This window comes from Bacillus sp. AFS037270, from assembly GCF_002585305.1.
Genome location: NZ_NUNF01000058.1, coordinates 46,731 through 68,217 on the forward strand (window position 1 = coordinate 46,731; position 21,487 = coordinate 68,217).

At 37.6% G+C, this 21,487-nt stretch carries 22 protein-coding genes; 7 read left to right on the forward strand and 15 right to left on the reverse strand.

Translation table 11 applies throughout. The features are described from left to right. Window positions 1-14: 14 nt before the first annotated feature. Complete coding sequence (gene coxB / locus COD92_RS24720) at window positions 15-1,073, reverse strand: cytochrome c oxidase subunit II (RefSeq protein WP_098526988.1); 1,059 nt, start codon at window positions 1,071-1,073, stop codon at window positions 15-17. Between the two features lie 193 nt (window positions 1,074-1,266). Then, window positions 1,267-2,205, reverse strand: a complete 939-nt coding sequence (gene cyoE, locus COD92_RS24725) for a heme o synthase (RefSeq protein ID WP_098526987.1) — start codon at window positions 2,203-2,205, stop codon at window positions 1,267-1,269. A gap of 634 nt (window positions 2,206-2,839) precedes the next feature. Here cyoE and COD92_RS24730 point away from each other — a divergent pair. Further along, window positions 2,840-3,748, forward strand: coding sequence for a COX15/CtaA family protein (locus COD92_RS24730; protein WP_098996596.1), 909 nt, complete (start codon window positions 2,840-2,842; stop codon window positions 3,746-3,748). A 44-nt stretch (window positions 3,749-3,792) separates the two neighbouring features. On the opposite strand, the gene pyc is transcribed toward COD92_RS24730, so the two are convergent. The 3 genes from pyc to COD92_RS24745 all read right to left on the reverse strand — a co-directional run bounded on the left by pyc (window position 3,793) and on the right by COD92_RS24745 (window position 8,961). Continuing rightward, entirely contained in the window at window positions 3,793-7,236 is a 3,444-nt protein-coding gene (gene pyc, locus COD92_RS24735) for a pyruvate carboxylase (protein ID WP_098996597.1), read from the reverse strand. A 64-nt stretch (window positions 7,237-7,300) separates the two neighbouring features. Continuing rightward, window positions 7,301-8,509 carry an FtsW/RodA/SpoVE family cell cycle protein gene (locus tag COD92_RS24740; protein WP_098996598.1) on the reverse strand — a complete coding sequence of 403 codons (1,209 nt, stop codon included), beginning with the start codon at window positions 8,507-8,509 and terminating at the stop codon, window positions 7,301-7,303. 170 nt (window positions 8,510-8,679) lie between these two features. Beyond that, the gene (locus COD92_RS24745; RefSeq protein ID WP_098527041.1) at window positions 8,680-8,961 is read right to left on the reverse strand and encodes an Fpa/YlaN family protein; all 282 of its coding nucleotides are present in this window, start codon (window positions 8,959-8,961) and stop codon (window positions 8,680-8,682) included. A gap of 288 nt (window positions 8,962-9,249) precedes the next feature. Between COD92_RS24745 and COD92_RS24750 the strand changes: the two genes are divergently transcribed. After that, window positions 9,250-9,747 (forward strand): hypothetical protein, encoded by a 498-nt coding sequence (locus tag COD92_RS24750; RefSeq protein ID WP_098996599.1) that lies wholly within the window; start codon window positions 9,250-9,252, stop codon window positions 9,745-9,747. Between the two features lie 98 nt (window positions 9,748-9,845). On the opposite strand, the gene COD92_RS24755 is transcribed toward COD92_RS24750, so the two are convergent. Then, entirely contained in the window at window positions 9,846-11,174 is a 1,329-nt protein-coding gene (locus tag COD92_RS24755) for a PhoH family protein (protein ID WP_098526982.1), read from the reverse strand. Window positions 11,175-11,384: 210 nt separating this feature from the next. Here COD92_RS24755 and COD92_RS24760 point away from each other — a divergent pair, with 210 nt between their 5' ends. Continuing rightward, window positions 11,385-11,972: a YhcN/YlaJ family sporulation lipoprotein gene (locus COD92_RS24760; protein ID WP_098526981.1), complete on the forward strand. Its 588-nt coding sequence runs from the start codon at window positions 11,385-11,387 to the stop codon at window positions 11,970-11,972. 30 nt (window positions 11,973-12,002) lie between these two features. Here COD92_RS24760 and COD92_RS24765 read toward each other — a convergent pair whose 3' ends face one another. Then, window positions 12,003-12,458, reverse strand: coding sequence for a pyridoxamine 5'-phosphate oxidase family protein (locus tag COD92_RS24765; protein WP_098996600.1), 456 nt, complete (start codon window positions 12,456-12,458; stop codon window positions 12,003-12,005). A gap of 169 nt (window positions 12,459-12,627) precedes the next feature. Between COD92_RS24765 and COD92_RS24770 the strand changes: the two genes are divergently transcribed. Further along, entirely contained in the window at window positions 12,628-12,828 is a 201-nt protein-coding gene (locus tag COD92_RS24770; RefSeq protein ID WP_098526979.1) for a YlaI family protein, read from the forward strand. Between the two features lie 106 nt (window positions 12,829-12,934). Here the strand turns inward: COD92_RS24770 and COD92_RS24775 are convergent, their stop codons facing one another. The 3 genes from COD92_RS24775 to typA are packed head-to-tail and all read right to left on the reverse strand — an operon-like array spanning window position 12,935 to window position 15,415. Continuing rightward, window positions 12,935-13,225 carry a hypothetical protein gene (locus tag COD92_RS24775; protein WP_098526978.1) on the reverse strand — a complete coding sequence of 97 codons (291 nt, stop codon included), beginning with the start codon at window positions 13,223-13,225 and terminating at the stop codon, window positions 12,935-12,937. Between the two features lies 1 nt (window position 13,226). Next, window positions 13,227-13,556, reverse strand: coding sequence for a YlaH-like family protein (locus COD92_RS24780; protein WP_176541004.1), 330 nt, complete (start codon window positions 13,554-13,556; stop codon window positions 13,227-13,229). 20 nt (window positions 13,557-13,576) lie between these two features. Beyond that, the gene (gene typA / locus COD92_RS24785) at window positions 13,577-15,415 is read right to left on the reverse strand and encodes a translational GTPase TypA (RefSeq protein WP_098526977.1); all 1,839 of its coding nucleotides are present in this window, start codon (window positions 15,413-15,415) and stop codon (window positions 13,577-13,579) included. Between the two features lie 167 nt (window positions 15,416-15,582). Here typA and COD92_RS24790 point away from each other — a divergent pair, with 167 nt between their 5' ends. Beyond that, window positions 15,583-15,768: a YlaF family protein gene (locus COD92_RS24790; RefSeq protein WP_098526976.1), complete on the forward strand. Its 186-nt coding sequence runs from the start codon at window positions 15,583-15,585 to the stop codon at window positions 15,766-15,768. A 230-nt stretch (window positions 15,769-15,998) separates the two neighbouring features. Here COD92_RS24790 and COD92_RS24795 read toward each other — a convergent pair whose 3' ends face one another. Both COD92_RS24795 and COD92_RS24800 read right to left on the reverse strand, forming a co-directional pair. Then, window positions 15,999-16,796, reverse strand: coding sequence for an inositol monophosphatase family protein (locus COD92_RS24795; protein ID WP_098526975.1), 798 nt, complete (start codon window positions 16,794-16,796; stop codon window positions 15,999-16,001). 249 nt (window positions 16,797-17,045) lie between these two features. Then, window positions 17,046-17,240: a hypothetical protein gene (locus tag COD92_RS24800; protein WP_098526974.1), complete on the reverse strand. Its 195-nt coding sequence runs from the start codon at window positions 17,238-17,240 to the stop codon at window positions 17,046-17,048. Window positions 17,241-17,418: 178 nt separating this feature from the next. On the opposite strand from COD92_RS24800, the gene COD92_RS24805 reads away from it, so the two are divergent. Further along, window positions 17,419-18,051 carry a YktB family protein gene (locus COD92_RS24805; RefSeq protein ID WP_098996601.1) on the forward strand — a complete coding sequence of 211 codons (633 nt, stop codon included), beginning with the start codon at window positions 17,419-17,421 and terminating at the stop codon, window positions 18,049-18,051. 41 nt (window positions 18,052-18,092) lie between these two features. On the opposite strand, the gene COD92_RS24810 is transcribed toward COD92_RS24805, so the two are convergent. Continuing rightward, complete coding sequence (locus COD92_RS24810) at window positions 18,093-18,365, reverse strand: UPF0223 family protein (RefSeq protein ID WP_098526972.1); 273 nt, start codon at window positions 18,363-18,365, stop codon at window positions 18,093-18,095. Between the two features lie 39 nt (window positions 18,366-18,404). Further along, window positions 18,405-19,364 (reverse strand): NAD(P)H-dependent flavin oxidoreductase, encoded by a 960-nt coding sequence (locus tag COD92_RS24815; RefSeq protein ID WP_098996602.1) that lies wholly within the window; start codon window positions 19,362-19,364, stop codon window positions 18,405-18,407. A 207-nt stretch (window positions 19,365-19,571) separates the two neighbouring features. On the opposite strand from COD92_RS24815, the gene COD92_RS24820 reads away from it, so the two are divergent. Further along, window positions 19,572-21,044, forward strand: a complete 1,473-nt coding sequence (locus tag COD92_RS24820; RefSeq protein WP_098526970.1) for an aminotransferase class I/II-fold pyridoxal phosphate-dependent enzyme — start codon at window positions 19,572-19,574, stop codon at window positions 21,042-21,044. Window positions 21,045-21,095: 51 nt separating this feature from the next. On the opposite strand, the gene COD92_RS24825 is transcribed toward COD92_RS24820, so the two are convergent. Then, the gene (locus COD92_RS24825) at window positions 21,096-21,218 is read right to left on the reverse strand and encodes a GapA-binding peptide SR1P (RefSeq protein ID WP_098526969.1); all 123 of its coding nucleotides are present in this window, start codon (window positions 21,216-21,218) and stop codon (window positions 21,096-21,098) included. Window positions 21,219-21,487: the final 269 nt, after the last annotated feature.

Consider the following 21,487-nt stretch of genomic DNA (forward strand, 5'->3'; position numbering starts at 1 on the left):
AACCAATTCCCCTATTATTCCTGAACCTTTAAGCCCATTAAATAATCTGCTACCGCATCAATTTGGTCATCAGTCAAGTTTCCATATTTACCAGTCATCATATTACCTGGTTTATAGGTTTCAGGATTTTTAATCCAATTTTTTAGTTCTTCTTTATTATGATCTAAGATACCTGCCACACGAGATCTGTCACCAAAGTTTGTTAAGTTTGGTGCTACACGAGCAGTGTCTGGCATTTTGTTAGCAGGTGTAACTGCATGACAGCCAATACAGCTTTGATTAAATATTTCTTGTCCTTTTGCAGCTGAAGCTGTTGTTGCTTTTTGTGGCTCTTTTACATTTTGCATTGCCGATACCCAAGCATCAAATTTATCACGGCTCATTGCTTTAACTTTAAAATCCATCAGAGCATGTGATGGTCCACAAAGCTCAGCACATTTCCCATAGAAAAGATTACCAGCTTCGTTCGCTCGCTTATCATCGAATTCCAGCCAAAACTTATTGGCATTATCTGTGTTGGTATCGATTTTACCACCAACAGCCGGAATCCAGAATGAGTGTTTAACATCCATAGATTTTAAATTAAAATAAACTTTTTCATTTGTAGGAACCACTAATTCCTGACTTGTTACAATTTTTTGACCAGGATATTCAAAATCCCACCAATATAAATGCGATCGTACATTTACAATAACTGCTTTTGTATTCTTTTTGTCCATCGGACTCACATCAGCAAGCTTAAATGTTGACGCAACAGTTGGAACAGCCAAAATGAGTAGTAATAATATCGGAATCGTAGTCCAGATAATTTCTAAACGATGACTTCCTTCAACTTGTTTTGGGATTCTTTCGTCTTTTCTTCTAAAACGGACAAATACCAAAACAAAGATTACTACTACCACTAGGATTACTCCTACCATGATATAGGTACTTAACTTCATTAAATCATATTGTGTGTCTGCAACTTCTCCGGCTGGATTTAACGCTGATAAATATGGTTTCCCACATCCGGAAAGTACAAGCGCTAAAATCGCAAATAACGAAATTAGACGCCACTTTGCAAGCCTCTTCATAGCTTAATCAAACCCCTCTTTCACTAATGAATTCTAAAATATTGTTTGGTCAAAGAAGTATGTAGGATGGTTCTCCCCTTCGTTAGTGATCAACTGCAGCTTTAAAGACTTAAGTATATGTAACCGTCATCAATCAACTAATTAGGAAAAAGAAAGAAGTACTTTCTTTTTCCCGGGTTAAACCAAGGCAAAACTAAATTAATGTAACTATAACCATCGCCACAAAAATAATCGTTAAATATTGCAAAGAATAGACAAACATTAGTTTTGCCCACTTAATGTCATCTTTGACCTTATATCCATAAATCCCCAATACCAGCCAGCCGATATTTAGCACGGTAGCAAGAATCAGAAATGGGATTCCTAAGTTAGTAAGAAAAAACGGGATTGGCAGAAGTGTCGCCACCCAAACCAAAATATGAATCTTTGTTGTTTTAAAACCCTTAACCACTGGCAGCATTGGTACGCCTGCGGCTCTATACTCTTCCACTCTTCTCATTGCAAGAGCATAAAAATGAGGAGGCTGCCAGACAAACATTAAAACAAATAATGCCCAAGCCATAATATCAAGATTTCCATCAACAGCTGCCCACCCAATTAAAGGGGGTACGGCTCCTGAGATGCTTCCAATAATTGTATTCGATACAAACTGCCGCTTTGACCATAGTGTATAAAGGAAAACATAACTAAAAACCCCAAGCAGTCCAATTACTGTGGCAGTTATCGTAGTAAAGAATAAACACAGTGTACCCAGTCCAATAAGCAAAATACCAAGTGCTAATACTTTTACAGGCATAACCTTCCCTGTAACAGTTGGTCTTGTTTTGGTTCTCTCCATTAAGGGGTCAATATCACGGTCAACATAGTTATTAATGGCACAAGATCCAGCAATAATCAGTGAAGAACCAACTACTGTAAAAAATACAATATCTAAGTTATTAAAAAAACTTTGTCCAGAAAAATGAAGCGCCAGCCATAGACCAGTAAAGGTGGTAATTAAATTGGAATTAACAATTCCTATTTTAATAAGGGCCATAAAGTCCTTCCAGACGGTCGTTTTTTCGATTGTTCCTTGCAGACTTGCAACACCATTTTCAATGGCCGAATCTCCATAACCCTTAGAGTTGGACATATCATTTCCTCCTAATCCTACTAACAAATATTCACCAATTAAGGAACTTAAATACTTCCTGGTTATTTAAATGTATAGTGCTGACTAAAAATAAAAGGGTAAGCTCTTTTATTTTATTAGATTCTATTACAAAAAAATTAGTTAAACTTTTAAAAGCATCAATTTCTAAAACACTTTCTCTGTATATTAAATCACACTTTTTGATATTTTTGTGAACTTTTTTTGAATAATTTTAGACTAAATTGTGACAAAACTTAAAACGTACTATGTGATTCTTACACTTCCATACATTTAATCACTTCCATAAAATAACTGTTAAGAAAAAAAGAATAAGACCGTTCTGTTTTATTAATTTTTATTCTTTATGTTTGTACTTTTAGCATTCCTCTATATTTAATTTTACTACCTTAAAATTAAGATTCAACCCTTTTGACTATTTTCACTATAATAATAGTGAAATATAGTTATTATTCATCTACCACTTTTTATTTAATTATTGTCAGCTAAAATTCTGTTCTTTTTATACTATTTTCGTTATGATTAATAGGGACTTTTCAATCAGCTACTTTTTCATTTATTATACTGTCAGGTTTAACCAATGACAAATTATTGAACTATTTAAGAGGTGAATTTTTTGCAACGTTCTTTAAAGTGGTTGGCGGTTGCAACCACAATCGTAATGATATTTATTTTACTTGGCGGTGCCTTGGTTACAAAGACAGGGTCTGGGATGGGGTGTGGAAGATCCTGGCCTTTATGCGAGGGGAAATTTGTTCCCTCGGAAATAACTCCTGAACTAATGATTGAGCTTGCCCATCGGCTTGTCTCAGGAGCAGGGGGAATAATGGTTCTCCTTCTTTCGGTTTGGTCATGGAAAGCAATTGGTCATATTAGAGAAACTAAATTTCTTTCATTGTTGTCATTTATCTTTTTACTTTTACAAGGATTAATTGGGGCTGCCGCCGTACTATGGGGACAATCAGGATTTGTCCTTGCCTTGCATTTCGGAATATCACTTGTTTCCTTTGCATCCGTGTTCTTACTAACCTTGCTTATATTTGAAATCGATAAAAAGTTCGAAGCAGAAAAGCTATATATCGATAAACGAATGGGGTTTCATATTGTAGGTGTCTCTATTTACAGTTATCTTGTCATTTATACAGGAGCATTGGTCCGCCATATGAAAGCAAGTCTTGTATGCCTCGATTGGCCTTTATGCACTAATGAAAACCTTTCCTTGCCATCGGACATATTCCAATGGGTGCAAATGGGGCATCGCGCCGCAGCAGGGATCATTTTTATCTGGATTTCATATATCTTTTACCTTGCCGTACGTCATTATAAAGAGCAGAAGGTTCTATATTGGGGCTGGATGATTGCTTTCATCCTTGTGTCCTTACAAGTGATTTCAGGAGCATTTATCATCTTTACCATGTTAAACCTTTATATCGCACTCCTGCATGCCTTTTTTATCACTTGTTTATTCGGTGTATTAAGTTATTTCCTTCTCTTGTATTCAAGATCACGTCGGAATCATCAATAAAAAAAGTTGCCGGTATCTCCGGCAACTTTTTTTATTACTCTCATTTAAGCTTTTGTCAGTTCTACTAAAAGGTCTCCTGTTAGGATGGCATCTCCACTTTTAACGTACAGGTCTTTTACTATACCCGAAAAAGGTGCTTGAACCGTTGTTTCCATTTTCATCGCTTCTGTGATCAGTAAATGATCTCCTCTTTCTACTTTCTCTCCTTTTTCTACTAAAACCTTAATGACTGTTCCCGGCATAGTGGCTGAAAGGTGCTCTTCATTTTTCATATCTGCCTTCAATCTAGATGTGACCGTTGCTTTAATGCTCTCATCCTTGATAGATACCTCACGCGGCTGTCCATTTAGCTCAAAATAAACCACCCTTGTGCCGTCGGCCTGGGGCTGACCAATCGAGATTAACTTAACAATCAGTGTTTTACCTTTTTCAATTTCTACCTCAATTTCTTCACCCAATCTCATTCCGTAAAGAAATGTTGGTGTATCGAGCATCGAAATATTCCCAAATCGTTCATTAGCTTTGATATATTCTAAAAACACCTTTGGATAGAGTGCATAAGATAAAATTTCAAAATCGGTTACTTGTCTGCCAAGTTCTTCAAACAGCTCTTCTTTAAGAATGTCGAAATTCACATCTTCAAGAAGTTCACCAGGTCGAACTTCTAAAGGCTTCTTCCCTTTTAAGATGACTTTTTGAAGTTCTTCAGGGAATCCTCCGTATGGCTGCCCTAAATAACCTTCAAATAATTCAACAACAGAGTCAGGGAAATCGAGACTATTCCCCTTTAATAAAACATCTTCCTCCGTTAATTCATTTTGCACCATAAATAAGGCCATATCCCCTACAACCTTTGAGGAAGGGGTTACCTTAACAATGTCCCCAAACATTTTGTTGACACGGGAGTACATTTCTTTTACTTCATCCCATTGTTCTCCAAGCCCCACTGCTTTAGCTTGCTGTTGAAGATTGCTATATTGACCGCCTGGCATTTCATGCTGATATACTTCTGAATGAGGGGAAATCATTCCACTTTCAAAATCATGATAAACCTTGCGAACATCTTCCCAGTAATAGGAAAGCTTCTCTAGCGCATCAATATTAACCTTTGGCTTTCTCGTATTTCCTTCAAGTGCATAGAATAAGGAATTAGCACTTGGCTGCGATGTCAATCCTGCCATTGTACTTAATGCTGTATCAACAATATCGACCCCGCCATCAATGGCACGTGCATAGGTAAAAATTCCATTTCCACTTGTATCATGAGTATGGAGATGAATAGGGATATCGACGGTTGCTTTTAATTCGGATATTAACCGATAAGCTGCTTCAGGCTTTAAAAGTCCGGCCATATCTTTTATTGCCAGAATATGAGCACCTTGCTGCTCCAACTCTTTTGCTAATGTTCGGTAATAGTCGAGATTATACTTTACTCTTGTTGAGTCTAAGATATCCCCAGTATAACAGATGGCTGCCTCAGCAATTTTCCCTGACTGGCGGACTGCATCAATGGCAACTTCCATTCCCTTTACCCAGTTTAGACTGTCAAAAATCCGGAAGACATCGATTCCTGCTGAAGCTGATTGATTGATAAATTCACGGATTAAGTTATCCGGATAATTCTTATACCCAACAGCATTAGCGCCGCGAAACAGCATTTGAAAAAGGACGTTTGGAATCTTTTCACGAAGAGTTAATAAGCGGTCCCATGGATCTTCCTTTAGGAACCTATAAGCAACATCAAAGGTTGCCCCTCCCCACATCTCGAACGAAAATAAATCCGGTAATAATTTGGCTGTTTCTTCTGCAATATGCGCAATATCAGTGGTCCGCATTCTAGTCGCTAATAATGACTGATGGGCATCCCGATAGGTAGTATCTGTTAGTAAAACTTGCTTTTGATTTTTAATCCATTGAACAAGACCCTCAGGCCCATATTGATCCAGAATTTGTTTGGTTCCATCCTGATATGGAACATCATATTTTAACGTTGGAATTCTAGGCTTTGAGAAAACAGGTCTTTTCTTTTTCTCAATTCCAGGAAAGCCATTCACTGTAACATTTCCGATATAACTTAATAGTTTTGTTCCTCTGTCTTTACTTACAGGAAAGATAAATAATTCTGGTGTTGCATCAATAAACGATGTATCATATTCACCATTTCTAAACTTCTCATGTTTGACGACATTTTCAAGGAATGGAATATTGGTCTTTATACCTCTAATCCTAAACTCCTGTAAATTCCGCACCATCTTTGCTGCTGCTTGTTCAAAAGTTAATGCCCATGTTGATAGTTTTACAAGCAAGGAATCGTAATAGGGTGTGATAACAGCTCCCTGATAACCATTACCGGCATCAAGACGTACGCCAAATCCCCCCCCTGAACGATAAGCCATTATTTTTCCAGTATCAGGCATAAAATTGTTCAGTGGATCCTCTGTTGTAACCCTGGACTGAATGGCAAAACCATTTAACTTTATTTTTTCTTGAGCAGGAATTCCAATAATCGGACCGTGCAGTTCATGTCCTTCAGATACTAAGATTTGTGTTTGAACGATATCAATTCCAGTTACTAATTCTGTTACAGTATGTTCCACCTGTACACGCGGATTAACTTCAATGAAATAAAAATCATTACCGGAAACAAGAAATTCAACGGTACCTGCATTTAGATATTGGACCTTGCTCATCAATTTTACTGCTGCCTGGCAGATCGAGTTCCGAAGCTCCTCAGAGATGGAAACACTTGGAGCCACCTCAACCACTTTTTGATGCCGTCTTTGAACGGAACAATCGCGGTCAAAAAGATGAACCATGTTTCCATGCTGATCCCCAATGATTTGAACCTCAATATGTTTGGGATTTTCAATTAGTTTTTCAAGATAGACCTCATCGTTTCCAAAAGCGGCTTTCGCTTCGGATTTAGCTCGTTCAAAGGCTTCGCGGACTTCCTCCTTGCTTTTAACAATTCTCATCCCGCGTCCGCCACCGCCTAATGAGGCTTTGATAATGATTGGGAAGCCATGGATAGCTGCAAACTCTTCCACTTCACGTACCTCATTGACAGGGCCATCACTGCCTGGAATAACGGGAATATTGGCAAGTTCTGCCTGGCTTCTTGCTTTTACTTTGTCCCCAAACATATCCAGGTGATTGGATGTAGGTCCGATAAAAATAATTCCTTCTTCTTCACAGCGTCTGGCAAAATTAATGTTTTCTGACAGGAAACCATAACCAGGGTGAATCGCATTTACACCGCTTTTTTTAGCAATGTCAATAATCCCATCAATGTCTAAATAGGCGTCAATTGGTTTTTTTCCTTCCCCTACTAAATAAGCCTCATCTGCTTTATATCGATGGTAGGCGCCAGAATCCTCTTTCGAATAAATTGCAACAGTCCGAATATTCAGTTCAGTACAAGCCCGAAAAACTCTTATCGCAATCTCCCCGCGATTAGCCACTAATACTTTATTAATTTGTCTTGTCACGTAAAGCACCTCATATTCTATGTATTTTTAAAAACGCAAGGGAAGTAATTCCCCCGCGTTGTCATTAAAGATAATAAACCTTACCCTCCTCAGTCTTTAACCTTTTGTCAGCTTGGCCTTGTTTATTTTTATATTTACTTTCATATTTCACAAACATCGAAACATTTACAAGTATACCTGAGGCTCCCGCAAGCATTAACAGCGATGACCCGCCGTAACTGATAAATGGAAGCGGTACACCGGTCAGAGGAATAATACCAGATACCCCTGCCAAGTTAATAAAAGACTGAATACCGATCATACTAGATATACCAAACGCTAATAAACTGCCAAACGGATCTTTACATTTCATCCCGATATGAATTCCCCGTAAAACGATATAGGAAAGAAGGAGAATAACAAAACCCACACCCCAAATCCCTAATTCTTCAGCGATTATAGCCATAATGAAGTCAGTGTGGGACTCTGGCAGATACCCTAGTTTTTGAATACTTTTTCCTAGACCCAGACCGTTTACTCCGCCCGAACCAATCGCAATAAACGAGTTTGCCAGATGGAAGCCGGCATCCTTCACATATTTTTCATCAAACGGATTACCCATTACTTCAAACCGACTCATTTGTTCCGGTGAAAATATTTTCCCCCAGGAGACAAGAACTAGCGGTAGGAGTACAATGAGGACCATCAGTACTAACTTCGAGATTGTTTTAAAGTTCATACCAGAAGCGATAATGATTGTCCCTGCAATTGCTGCAATAATAACAGCTGTTCCAAAGTCTGGCTGTACTGCAATAAGCACACAAACAATAAACAGATATACTAAAGGTGGAAGTACACCCTTATTGAACTGATTAATATAAGGTTGTTTTTTTGCATAAACAGCAGCCAAATAGATAATTACTCCCAGTTTTACAAATTCAGAAGGCTGAAATAAAAAGGAGCCTATTTGATACCAGCTTTGAGCATTGTTCTTTACTTGTCCAAAAACAAAAAGACCAAGTAAAGCTATGATTGAGGCAATGACCATCGGAGCCTGGAACCATTTCGTATAATTCATTATTTTATAAGGAACTAGCGCAGTAATCAAAAATATTACAGTAAATACTAACAAAAATATTTTTTGCCTTTGATAGAAAAAATCAGGTTGTACTTGGTACCTTTGAACGGCGTAGGCCATGCTTGCACTATAAATCATCACAAGTCCGAACGCGCACAGAAGGATGATGGCAATAATCAACGTATAGTCATATGATTTTAATATTTTTCTCAGCATTTAAGACGTCCTCATTTTCAAAAATTGATAGTATACCCTACTATTATAATAGAAAATGTGTGGCATTACTTGAGGAAATTCTCCTTTGTTACAAGTTTTTAATAAAGAATATTCAAAATTAATAAAAAACTCAAACATTACGCTGTATTGTTTGAGTTCTTATTTATGCATTATTTTTTTAAGGATGCATCGTGTAGAGCCGACAATTCTCTCTCTAATTGGTCTAAGATTGTTTTTCCATCCTTAGCATCTATTAAGCCTAATCGCACAGCAAAGTCTATTTCTCTTGAAAGGCCAAACATTTGTGTATCCAATACCTCTTCATAAAGAGGGCATTGAGGCATCGTGAGATTGTCCATTTGCACTTTGATAAGCTTTAATATCTTTTCAGCGTCAGCCTGGAGCAAGGCATAGGCTTTTTCATGGTGATTCACGATCATTTCAGACGCCAACATTGATCCCCCCATTTCAGAGCGATAATTCAACTTATCTATAAATTTTACCGTTTAGACCACAAAATTGCAAGAACAATGAAGGATATTCACAAAAGGAGTTACCTTTTATGACAACCTAGTCAAAAAAAGATATACTAAGAAAGCGGAATCCATTTATTCTTGTACTAAAATAACGGATTAATTTATTATTATAAAGTACTCTTGTATATTTGAGTTTTGAGTGTTAGTGGAAAGACATTTGACTAAAATTATATTCATGCAGACAAGACTTGAGGGGGATGGATGATGGAAAATATCTTAACGATAGCAGGGAATGTAAAATTCACAATTACGCTTGATCCCGGTGTTTGGATTTTTGACGACCGTCGGGTTGATTTAACCACTTACTTTTCACAAGTAAAGGAGACAACCGATTCCGATGAGGCCTACACAAAAGCAGTTTCTAAACACTGGGATCGTGAAATAATGGAGGGGGCAATTTATCCTCCAACATTAAAAACTGAAAAGAAATTTGAAAAAGAAAAGGTATTGACTGGTACTTTCGGAATTCCATTTAAACCATTTTTGTTAAATTCGGAGCCAGCTCCTGATGCCAAAAGCTTAGTTGTCCAAACAGCAACGGAGGAAATAGAATTTCCACTAGAAACCGCATATGACTTTATTTTAGGATATTCAAATAATGGTAAACCATTAACTTCTGATGGACCTGTCCATATATATTTTGGTGATGGCTCTAATCAGAATAATCCTATTAAAAGTATAACTGGCTTTACCATTAAATAAGAGAGAAATTGTACACCCTGCCTAAACGGGTGCCTGTTGGCACCCGTTTTAGACACGTCCTGCTCCAGGGTGTGATCAAGGTGCTTCCGCTTTTGGTCCTATAATAAGTCGGCAGCCAATCGGGCTAGACCTGATCGTTCCCCTTTTAACAGCTTTACATGTCCGGAAATTTCCTGATCCTTAAACTTTTCCACTACATAAGTTAATCCATTGTTATAGGCATCTAAATATGGATGATCAATCTGTTCAGGGTCCCCCATTAACACAATCTTACTGCCCTCTCCTACCCTTGTTAAAATCGTCTTCACTTCATGTTTGGTTAAGTTTTGGGCTTCGTCAATAATGATAAACTGCTTTGGCAGACTTCGACCGCGGATATATGTTAATGCCTCCACCTCGATCGAGCCCATCCCGGCTAGAATCGCATCTAGTTCACCCGGCTTTTTCGTATTAAATAAATATTCTAAGTTATCATAAATCGGCTGCATCCAAGGTCTAAGTTTCTCTTGTTTTTCTCCAGGCAAGAAACCGAGATCTTTTCCCACTGGAACGATCGGTCTTGCCACCAAAAGCTTTTTATATTCTCTAAAATCTTCTGTTTGCATTAGCCCCGAAGCAAGTGCAAGTAATGTTTTTCCTGTCCCAGCTTTACCGGTTAATGTAACAAGCGGGATATCCTTGCGCAGCAATAATTCGATTGCCATCGTCTGCTGTACATTTCGAGAGTGGATCCCCCATACATGTTCTTGATTTAACGTTAACTTTTTTACCTTCTTACTCGTTTTATCGACCATGCCTATGGCGGAAGCAGAACTGCCGAGTACATCCTTCATGATTAGGAATTGATTCGGATAGAACGGATGGTTAGCTACCTCAGATAGTGATAATTCTCCTTTTTCGTAAAAACGGCCTAGCAATTCAATTGGTAGTAGCAATTCAAAAAAACCTGTATATATATGTTCCACTTCGACTACTCTGTCATTCAAAAAATCCTCTGCTGTAAGTCCAATTGCATCTGCTTTTACACGAACTAATGCATCTTTACTAACAATTATTACGGGCTTGCCATTTTCCTTCGCTTGTTCCTCTAAGTATAAATTCTTTGCCACCGCCAGAATTCGATTATCATTTGTTTTTTCTACGAATATGTCTTGAAGTTCGTGAAAAGAGCGGTGGTTTAATTCAATTCTAATGGTTCCCCCATTCTCAAGAGGAATTTTTTCATGAAGTTTCCCTGCTGCCCTTAGTCCATCGATTAAACGTGATACCTGTCTTGCATTCCTTCCAACTTCATCCATATATCTTTTCTTTGAGTCCACTTCTTCAAGGACCACTGCCGGAATCACGACTTCATTATCTTCAAACGAATAAATGGAATACGGGTCTTGGAGCAAGACATTTGTATCTAACACGTATATTTTACTCAAAGCAACGCCTCCTGGTTCACTGGTGTATGGCTTGTTAAATTAGTTTCAACAACCCTTTGCTAGATTGGACTTTGGTAAAATATATGTTTATTGGAATAAAGATAGAAGACGTTCCGCACAATAATTGTTATCAAGACAATAAAACTTCTATGAGAGTCTACTGTTCAAGCCCATTTAACCATTAATTTATTATCTTGGAGGTGGATTATAATGAAAATGATTCTTTTAACAACAGTCATTAGTTTACTATTAACAGGCTGTAATACCGCTGATCATAATGAGAATGCAAAAAACAGCAACCAGCTAGTAAACGTGAAAAACAGTTATATTAACAATGTAGACCAGAAGTCTGGGCAGGAAATTTCCAAACGTCTTGTTGAGCTCGCCACTAGTATTCCAAATGTGTCAGATGCAACTGCAGTAGTTTTGGGAAACTATGCCATTGTCGGAATTGATGTCAATGCGAAAATTGATCGGTCACAGGTTGGGTCCATTAAGTATTCTGTTGCAGAAAGTTTAAGAAAAGATCCATATGGGGCTAAAGCTATTGTTGTCGCAGATGCAGACACCAATCAGCGTTTACGGGAAATACAGGCGGATATTAAAAAAGGCAGGCCTATACAAGGAATTATGGAGGAACTCGCAGATGTCGCAGGACGGTTGATTCCGGAAGTACCGGGTGATTTAATTACTCCAAGCCCTAAAAATGCAACCGAAAAACCAGATCAAAAACTCAAGGGTAATGAAGAAAAGAAACTAAACAAAGAGCAGGAAGACCAGTCCAATCACTATAAGTAAGGAAAGAACAGAAAAAAAGCTTAGTTTTCACTAAGCTTTTTTCATTGCATCCATAACTTGATTATCGAGCCTCTCTGCCGCTTTCTTATCATATGTTTTATCATATTGGACTTCTGTAACGATTTTCGAACCGTAAAACATAACGTCTCTCACTTCATTAATTGTTACTTCTACCAAAGCTAGTTTTAGTGGAACTCCAGATAATCGTTCTTCTTTAACACTTGCTTCCCCTTGAATCGAGTATGTAGATTCATTTGCAATTAAATTAATCACAACGTTTTTATTGTTATTGATATTTTCTAAAATCCGGGAACGATTATCAACAGCAAAATAGATAATCCCTTCGTTTTTAGCCAACACCCAGGAAATCGCACTAACATTTGGTCCCCCTGTTTCATAATCAACAGTTGCCAAAGTTACGAATCGTTCTTTTTGCAGTTCATCAAATAATGGCTTGATAAGTTTTGGTTCTACTTGATTTGCCATTTATACACAACCCCTTTATTCATTCCTTTAAAAAACAGATAATCTCATATTACTACTATCCCTATTTTTCATCAACTCTAACCAATTGATTTACCAGTTGTTGTTTTATCATGGTATACTATATTACAAACATTCCGTTATTCGAAAGAAGAATTAAAGAGGTGCTTGAATGAGAGTAAAATGTGTGATTTGCGATAAGATTGAACCAATAGACGATGAATCCTTAATTGCAAAACGACTTCGGAATCGTCCCATTCATACATATATGTGTCATGACTGCAGTACTAGAATTACCGAAAAAACCAATGCGCGAATGGATTCAGGCAATTTCCACCTATACCGTCCAAAATCGGATAAGGATGAATGGTGATAGGAATAGTGAATCAAATGCAAAAACGCTTGTATACTTATCGTATACAAGCGTTTTTTCTGTTTGAAAAATGTATAGCTGCAGTGCATAGGGCTTCCGTTTTCTTTTAATCAATCGGGTAGTCCTTATACTTTTCAGGTTCCTGATTAATTTGATTGATCATGATTTCAATTAATTCGCGGGGATAACGTCTCTTTTTTATTTCTTCTCCCTGTTGGTATGAAATATAATACATCAAATCATCTTTTGTCGTTTCGATATTCGAGACAGAATGTTGTGCAGTGAGTATCTCTTCAAAGAAGTCCCGTGTCTCAACCGCTGCTTTGTCATCAGGACGGACATCACAAACCACTTTTATGGTCAGCCAATTATAAAGTGCATCCTGTAATGATTGCATTTTACTCTCCCCCTGTGACTCCGCTATTTGACTGTTTTTTAGTTTGGTGGAGGCGGATTTTATAAATAATCAATAATAACGCCGCGACACCTAACCCTTCTGCAATTGGTAATGCGTATGAGAAAAACAACATTAATACGCAGCCAACACAAAGGCTGAAATAAATCACAATATTTTTACCAAGGGGCAGCTTTTTTGCAAAACCTAGGCGATATACAATAACTGATAATACAACAATAAAAATATATTGTAAGAGGACACCAGTTTTTATATCGTTCGTAAGTTCAATAAAGAATCTTAAACTTGGGGAGAAAGATCTTAATTCTTCCACGGGTTTGCACCTCTCAATACTTAACTCAATTCAGCATATTTTTTCTTTTTAGCCATTCTTTCCCGTTCATTTTTATCAAGAATTTTCTTTCTTAAACGAATGGATTCAGGTGTGACTTCACAATATTCGTCGTCATTTAAGTACTCAAGAGATTCTTCTAACGTCATAATCCTAGGTTTTTTAATAACAGACGTCTGATCTTTGTTTGCAGAACGAACATTGGTCGCTTGTTTTACCTTCGTGATATTAACAGTAATGTCGTTTTCACGAGTATGCTCCCCAACGATCATTCCTTCATATATTTCTGTACCAGGTTCAACGAAGATAGTACCACGATCTTCAACCTGCATAATTCCATAAGTGGAGGCTTTTCCAGATTCCATTGAAACAAGAACCCCTTGACGTCTTCCGCCCACCTGTCCTTGAAGCATTGGCTGATAGCTGTCAAATGTATGATTAATAATTCCATAACCACGTGTCATCGTTAAAAATTCCGTAGTATAACCGATTAAACCGCGTGCTGGAACATTAAAGATTAAACGCACTTGACCTGAACCATTATTAATCATATCAATCATTTCGCCTTTGCGTGCTCCAATTGATTCCATTACTGACCCGGTATGTTCTTCTGGAACATCGATTTGAACACGTTCTACTGGCTCACAACGAACTCCATCAATTTCTTTTACAATTACTTCTGGTTTTGAAACTTGAAGCTCGTAGCCTTCGCGACGCATATTTTCGATTAAAATAGATAAATGGAGCTCACCACGGCCGGAAACAATCCATGCATCCGGTGAATCTGTATTTTCTACCCGTAAGCTTACATCTGTCTGCAATTGAGCACGTAGTCTTTCTTCAATCTTTCTTGAAGTCAAGTACTTACCTTCTCTACCTGCAAATGGGCTGTTGTTAACAACAAAGGTCATTTGTAATGTAGGTTCATCAATTCTTAAGATCGGTAATGCTTCTTGGTGCTCAACCGGACAAACGGTTTCACCAACATTAATGTCCTCCATACCAGAAACTGCAATTAGGTCACCTGCTTTTGCTTCTTCCACTTCTTGACGTTTTAATCCAAAGAAGCCGAAGATTTTGGTAACACGGAATTGCTTAACAGAACCATCCACCTTCATAAGTGCAACCTGCTGTCCAACTTTCATTGTTCCACGGAATACACGTCCGATTCCAATACGACCTACATAATCATTATAATCAAGCAATGCTACTTGGAACTGAAGCGGTTCATCACTATTATCGACTGGTGCCGGGATATGTTCCACAATCGCATCATATAATGACTTCATATTTTCATCTTGTTTCTCAGGATCAGCACTTGCCGTACCATTGATCGCAGAGGCATAAACAACTGGGAACTCAAGCTGGTCTTCATTCGCACCAAGCTCAATAAATAAATCTAGTACTTCATCAATTACTTCTAATGGACGGGCAAAATCACGGTCAATTTTATTGACAACAACAATTGGGGTTAAGTTTTGTTCTAAAGCCTTCTTTAAGACAAAACGTGTTTGCGGCATACAGCCTTCATAGGCATCAACAACAAGCAGTACCCCATCAACCATCTTCATGATCCGTTCTACTTCGCCGCCGAAGTCAGCATGTCCTGGTGTATCCAAGATGTTGATTCGGGTATCTTTATATTGGATCGCTGTATTTTTTGCAAGGATCGTGATTCCGCGTTCTCTTTCTAAATCATTAGAATCCATTGCACGTTCTTCCACATGCTCATTGGAACGAAATGTTCCCGATTGTTTTAGCAGTTGGTCTACCAACGTTGTTTTACCATGGTCAACGTGGGCAATAATCGCTATATTACGTATATCATTTCTTATATTCAAAAAATTCCACTCCTACCTTTATTCAAGAAATTGTTTTTATTTATAGTTTTTCATATACAACTAAAACATTATACCACAAATAAAGTGGAAACCTGAAATGATTTTATGTAAAATAAAAATAACATAGCAATTCTAATGTGTTTGAAAAGAAAAAGGGGTATGTACAGATGAACAATATAAAATGGCCTTTACTCATTTATGCGATCCTTGCAGCAGCCAGTATTGTGGGAATCGGAATTGCAATTAGTGAACAAAGCATAATCGGGGGCCTCGGCAGTATTGTGGCTGTGATTGTTATTATGGGAATGGGTTTTAAAACAAAAAGAAAAATGCGTGAAAACGGAGAATTGTAAGAAAAGCGGAAGTCCCCGTTTAGCGACGTATGGACTGGAGCACATCGACTGAGATAAAGGAAACACGAAGAGCGAAAGCGATTCGATGTTGACTTATCGTAGGGAGATGGGCGAAGTCCACTAGTCGCTGGGGACTGGAGCTGGACAATTCTCATAGTCAATTTTTATATTTTAGTATCAGCAATAAAAGCCTGGGCTGCCCCAGGCTTCTATTTTTATAAGATGTAGTGCTACCACTCGCCGCCTTTTAAATAATCATTTAAAATTGTCTGGTGAAGCCCTGGTTTGGCAGCGAATAATGAATTTTTCGAAAGAAAATCAAGTTTTTCCCCTCGTAAATTCGTTACTACTCCTCCAAGTTCTTCTAAAATAACTGCACCAGCTGCTACATCCCAAGGTGCAAGACGCATAGAGAAATAAGCATCTACCCTTCCAGTTGCTAAAAATACCAGTTCAAGGGCTGCAGTTCCATAAGACCGCGTCCCCCTGGCTTCTTTTACTAATGGAATCAACAGATTATGGTCAATTCTTTTATTTTCAACAACCCATGTAGCATTAAGGGCAAGAATGGATTCTTTAACTGTAGTTTCTTTAAGCACGGGTATTGGTTTTCCATTTATGTATGCACCTTTTCCACGTATTGCGTGGTATAACTCATCATGGACAACATCATAAATGAGCCCTATTTTACCTATGCCATTCTCATAAACCCCGATCGATATGGCAAAATTCCTTTGCTGGTGAATAAAATTCATCGTACCGTCAATCGGATCGATTAACCAAACGACTCCTTCAAGGCTGTGAAGTTCATCCCCAAAACCCTCTTCGCCAATAATTTTATGCTCCGGATAAACCTCTTTAATATGTTGGATAAAAAATTGCTCAATTTCTCTATCAATATTTGTCACTAAATCATTAGGATTTGATTTCGTTTCAATATTTAATTTTGTCTTAAAGGATAAACGGATTTTCTCTCCTGCTTCTTTAACCCACTGCTTTGCATGGGTATCAATAATTTCCCAATTCATATTCTTCCTCCATTCTTTCTATTATTCAATGTATGTAGTATGAAGCTTGATTATTAATTTGATGTACTTATAGCTTAATCAAATTAACCTGACACAGCAACTTTTTACCAAATGATCGTTCAACTAATCACACATCTGCACAATAATAAACGAACTCCCCTTATTCTCATTTGGAGTTCGTTCAAATCAAGCGATAAATTATTTCTCCATGGTTCATTCCAACTTTGTACTCCTTAGATTATAAATCGATCAAAAAGCCTTTAACCGTAATAATTCCAAGCGGATTTTTTCTAATTTTTGCTTGCACTCTTTCATTTTCTTTTCATTTTTATCTTCAATTGCCTCAAATAATGTAGCCAATTCATAATCCATTTCTAATCTTAATACAGCTGTTCTTTCTTTTTCAGTCGCTTTTTTTAGGGATGTATTCATTAATTGCTTCACCTAGCAGCGCCCCCTTTCCTTATTTTTACTAATTTTTCTGATTTTTTGTTTTACTGTATAATATGAACCACCTAGATATGTTGCAACAAATATGTGCACTAACCCAGTCGAGCAACAAACTTCTTCGATTTTCTGTCTTATGCTACAATAATTGACAAACAGTTGTGGAGGTAACTAAATGGATTTCGGCGGATTTACAAATGAGGATTTTAATGTTTTTTTAATAGATGGATTAGAAGCACGAATGGAAGCTTTAATAAATACGGTTCGACCGAAACTTGAACAACTTGGGGAATACTTTGCACCTACATTATCTGCCCTGACAGGAGATGAAATGTTCGTCCATGTTGCCAAACATGCTAGACGGACGATAAACCCTCCTAAGGATACATGGGTAGCTTTTGCTAGTAATCCCCGTGGCTATAAAATGCTCCCCCATTTCCAAATTGGATTATGGAATACACATTTATTTGTTTGGTTTGCAGTCATTTATGAAGCACCAGTAAAAGAAATTATCGGTGAACGCTATATCAAAAAAGCAGCAAAAATATACAAGGAAATTCCAAAAGAGTTTTCATGGTCTTTAGATCATACCAAGCCTGATACCATTAAACATCAACAGATAACAAAGGCTGATTTATTAGCTCAATTCGAACGATTAAAGACCGTTAAAAAGGCTGAATTATTATGCGGTTATACGATAGATAGAGATCAAGTAATCGGATTAAGTGCTGATGAATTATTAACGCAAATTGAGGATGTATTTAATAAAGTTGCACCTCTTTATAAAATTGCTTTAAATATAAAATAAATAAAGAAAACTCCCGCATGTTTAGATGGGAGTTTTCTTTGTTATTTCATGATAATTTTCTCTCCAGCGGAGGCCTCTTTTGCTTTTTTAATGGTTCGATACGAAGAATAACCGCTTATTTCTTCGAATTCACCACAAAGCGTTTTCTCCTCTGCTTTGCTTGGAACAATTTCTTTGAACCGACGATATGCTTTCATAACCTCATCTCGTTCAATCCCTTTTTCATATGCACTCTCAATTGCTTCAAAAAATTTTATTACATCGACGATTTCTTCCGTTGACCAATTATAATCAATGGGATATTGATATTCCATACACTCACCTGCTTCTCTATGTTAATGTGTATAATACCTCTATTTTCCCCATTTTGCACGAATTTGTTCCGCCTCTTTCTTCATCCGATTAAAGAGCTCAGCAACCGTGGGCACATCCTTAATCATCCCCATAACCTGACCTGCCCAAGCAAACCCTTCAGCGGTTTCACCGTCATATATGTACCGTTTATTGGCATCTCCACTAATAAAACTTTTGAGCTGCTCATAATCCCCATTCTTCCGTTCGATTTCAAGGATTTTTTCTGTCCAGCTATTGGCAATGGCTCTTCCTGGTGCTCCCAGTGTTCTTTTGATGACCACAGTATCACTTTCCGTTCCCTCAACTAAGCTTCGTTTATAAGCTTCATGCGCGTGAACACAGTCCTTGGTCGCGATAAACCGTGTTCCCATCTCAATTCCCTCAGCGCCTAAACTAAGGGCTGCCATTAGTCCCCTTCCATCCCCTATTCCTCCTGAAGCAATGACAGGGATGGACACAGAGTCCACTACTTGAGGGATTAAGACAAGTGTACCGATATCGTCTCTGCCAAGATGTCCGCCGCCTTCCTGGCCGACCACCATCACTGCATCGGCACCTAACTCTTCTGCTTTTATAGCCTGTCTTCTTGCTGCTACAAGTACGAGAGTTTTGATGTTTGTCCCCTTTAGTTGTTCAAAAATAGGAGCAGGATTTCCACCAGTCATAGATACAACAGGTACTTCCTCTTCAATTGCAACCTGTAAGAAATCTGCAAATGACCTTCCGTGCTGACCAATGGCAAAATTAACACCAAATGGTTTATTGGTTAATTGCTTTACTTTTCTAATCTCTTCCCTTAACAATTCAGGATTAGGCAGAGACATGGCCGTAATTTGTCCAAGCCCTCCTGCGTTTGAAACAGAAGCCGCTAAGTCTGAATAAGCTAAATAAGCTAACCCCCCTTGGATAACCGGAAACTCAATGTTTAACAAATCAGTAATTCGTGTATGCCAATTCAATTGAAACCCTCCTTCTAGTTAATAAATTGTTAATTCGTCTTAAAAGGTTAATTTTCCTTTCTTTATGAGAAACTAACTATAGTTAAAATAGGTAAAGTTAAATTTAAATCCTTTAAAATACTATGAAATAATGCTATAATTTCCTTTGTTTTATGTCGAATATAGACGAATAATCTGAGTATTTTTTATAAAGAGGTGTATTTACCATTGTCACAAGAACAAACACCGTTATTTAGCGGTTTAGTAGCACATGCGAAAAGAAACCCAATTCAATTCCACATTCCCGGCCATAAAAAAGGCGCTGGAATGGATACAGAATTCCGCCAATTTATTGGTGATAATGCCTTGTCCATAGACTTAATTAATATCGGTCCTCTTGATGATTTACATCAGCCAAAAGGAATCATTAAACAAGCTCAAGATTTAGCTGCAGAAGCTTTTGGAGCCGATCGAACTTTTTTTTCCGTGCAGGGAACCAGCGGCGCTATTATTGCCATGATTATGGCGGTATGCGGACCTGATGATAAAATTATTGTCCCTAGAAATGTTCATAAATCCATCATGTCTGCGATTGTTTTTTCTGGAGCAATTCCAGTTTTTATTCACCCGGAAATTGATAAAGAATTAGGAATCTCACACGGAATTACCACCGATTCAGTTGAAAGAGCCTTAAAACAGCACCCAGATGCGAAAGCCATTTTGGTCATTAACCCAACCTACTTCGGTATTTCTGCAGACCTAAAGAAAATTGTTGAAATTGCTCATTCCTATCATGTTCCCGTTTTGGTCGATGAAGCACATGGTGTCCATATACATTTCCATGATCAGCTGCCACTATCAGCTATGCAGGCAGGGGCAGATATGGCAGCGACAAGTGTTCATAAATTGGGTGGATCCATGACCCAGAGCTCCATTCTTAATGTAAGAGAAGGACTTGTTTCGGCAAAGCATGTGCAATCGATTTTAAGCATGCTTACAACTACATCTACATCCTATTTACTGCTAGCTTCACTAGATGTAGCACGTAAACAACTGGCAACAAAGGGCAAACAGTTAATTGATAAAACCATTAAGTTATCTCAATCGATTCGAAAGAGAATTAATGAAATCGACCACATCCATTGCGTTGGTGAAGAGATACTAGGATCTAAAGCTACTTTTGATTATGATCCGACGAAACTCATTATTTCAGTTAAAGATTTAGGCTTAACTGGTTATGAAGTAGAAAAATGGTTAAGAGAAAAACATAATATTGAGGTTGAATTATCAGACCTTTATAACATCCTTTGTATTGTTTCACTAGGAGATACAGAGACAGAAGCTGACATTTTAGTTAATGCCTTAAATGAGCTTGCAGTCGAATGTGAGCATCGTGTTGGGCAAATTGAACCTATCGAAGTTCTCCTTCCTGAAATTCCGGTCCTTGCGCTTACACCAAGAGATGCATTTTATTCAGAAACAGAGGTTGTTCCTTTTGAAGAATCAGAAGGCCGAATTATCGCAGAGTTTGTAATGGTATACCCGCCTGGTATTCCAATCTTCATTCCAGGTGAAATTATCACTAAGGAAAATCTGCACTATATACGTAAAAACCTTGAAGCCGGTTTACCTGTTCAAGGTCCTGAAGATGATGAAATTAAAACAATTCGTGTCATAAAAGAATATAAAGCTATCCAATAAAAAGTCAAAAAAATAGGATTCCCAAGTGGAATCCTTTTTTATTTTAGCGTATTATACTTCTTCGTCATGTTTGTGTTCATCGCAGCAATTGCATTTAGAATAGAGCACGGTTACTTTTTCATCTTCAAAATGATCAATAGTAGAATTACATGTTTGGCATACAAGAGTACCCATTTGTTCCATCCCCTTTTCTTTTGAATGATCATAAATTTGAAACGCTTTCTAATATCCTTAATTCAATAATAATATATCACATTAAACATTTCAAGCCTAAATTGTATGTCACATTAAAAAAAATTAGTTAAAAATAAACCTATTTTAGGTATTATTTAGATCTTAATAAAATATATAGAATAGTTCACTATTTATTTAATGTTTAATGTTGTCAGAGCTTTTTAATCAGTGCTAGAATAGAATTGCAAAAACTTGGACGAAAAAGGGGG